This is a genomic window from Rhizobium sp. RAF56 (assembly GCF_052113965.1).
Lineage (GTDB): Bacteria > Pseudomonadota > Alphaproteobacteria > Rhizobiales > Rhizobiaceae > Rhizobium.
Genome location: NZ_JBFRDU010000105.1, coordinates 1 through 1300 on the forward strand (window position 1 = coordinate 1; position 1300 = coordinate 1300).

1 protein-coding gene is annotated in these 1300 nt (G+C 58.3%); it reads left to right on the top strand.

What is annotated here, in order from left to right:
* Positions 1-87 precede the first annotated feature (87 nt).
* A complete protein-coding gene (locus AB4048_RS28755; protein WP_442205343.1) occupies positions 88-1215 on the top strand; it encodes a porin in 1128 nt (375 codons plus the stop codon).
* Positions 1216-1300 lie beyond the last annotated feature (85 nt).

The following is a 1300-nucleotide window of genomic DNA, read 5'->3' on the forward strand; positions in this document are numbered from 1 at the left end:
CCGACTTCTTGAAACATGGGGATGGGGCAGGGAATGCCTCTTGGCAAAAAACCCAGACCCGATCGAAACTTTGAATTGGAGGTCAATATGAACATCAAGAGCCTTCTTCTCGGCTCCGCTGCTGCTCTTGCAGTAGTATCCGGTGCTCATGCAGCTGACGCGATCGTTGCTGCCGAGCCGGAGCCGCTTGAGTATGTTCGCATCTGCGACGCATACGGCAAGGGCTACTTCTACATTCCGGGCACGGAAACCTGCCTTCAGATCGGCGGCAAGGTTCGTACCGAAGCTCAGTGGGGCGATGCCTACGGTGGTCATGGTACGGCTGGCGACTGGCAGGATGGCACGCTGTGGCACACCCGCGCTGAGTTGAACGTCAACACCGCGACCGACACCGAATATGGTCCGCTGAAGACGGCAACGATCATTCGTTGGGATTGGCAGGAAGGTCAGTCGACCGGCACGAACCTGCTGCATGCCAACATCAGCCTCGGCGGCTTCCTCGTCGGTAAGGACGACTCGCAGTACAACCAGTTCGTTGGTTACGCTGGCGACGTCATCAACGACGACGTGGTCTATGACGGCCCGTACGAACTCAACCAGTTGACCTACCTCTACGACGCCGGCAACGGCTTCACGGCGGTAGCCTCGATCGAAGACACCAACTCCCACCCCACTAACGCCAGCGGCGATTTTGCCTACGACGGCGCTTGGCAAGTCAACGAGCAGAACCACTACGCTCCTAACGGCGTTCTCGGTCTCGGCTACAAGGCTGGTGCCTGGGGCATCAAGGTCGTCGGCGGTTACGACTCGATCGCCGAAGAAGGCGCTATCAAGGCTCGTATCGATGCTGACTTCGGCGTCTTCTCGGCCTTCTTGATGGGCGGCTGGAACACCGACGGCAGCAAGCTCAACCAGTACGCTGGTTCGAACCTTGATGAATCGGCTTGCACCGATGCAGAAGGCAACGTCCACGGCGCAGATTGCGGCTGGGGCGACTGGGCAGTTTGGGGTGGCGTTGGCGTTCCGATGGGCGAAAAGCTGAAGTGGAACCTGCAGCTCGCTTACACCGATACGAAGATCTTTGCCGCTACCTCGAACATCAAGTGGAAGCCGGTTGGGGACCTGCTCATCGAGCCGGAAGTCTCCTACACCAACTGGGACTCGGTCAACAAGGACCAGGTTGCTGGTATCCTGCGCTTCGAGCGTAGCTTCTAATAAGTCAGATCTGACATTGTTAGACGCGAAAGGCCCGGCGAAAGCCGGGCTTTTTGTTTGCCGGCGTGCTTGGCAAGGATCTGGC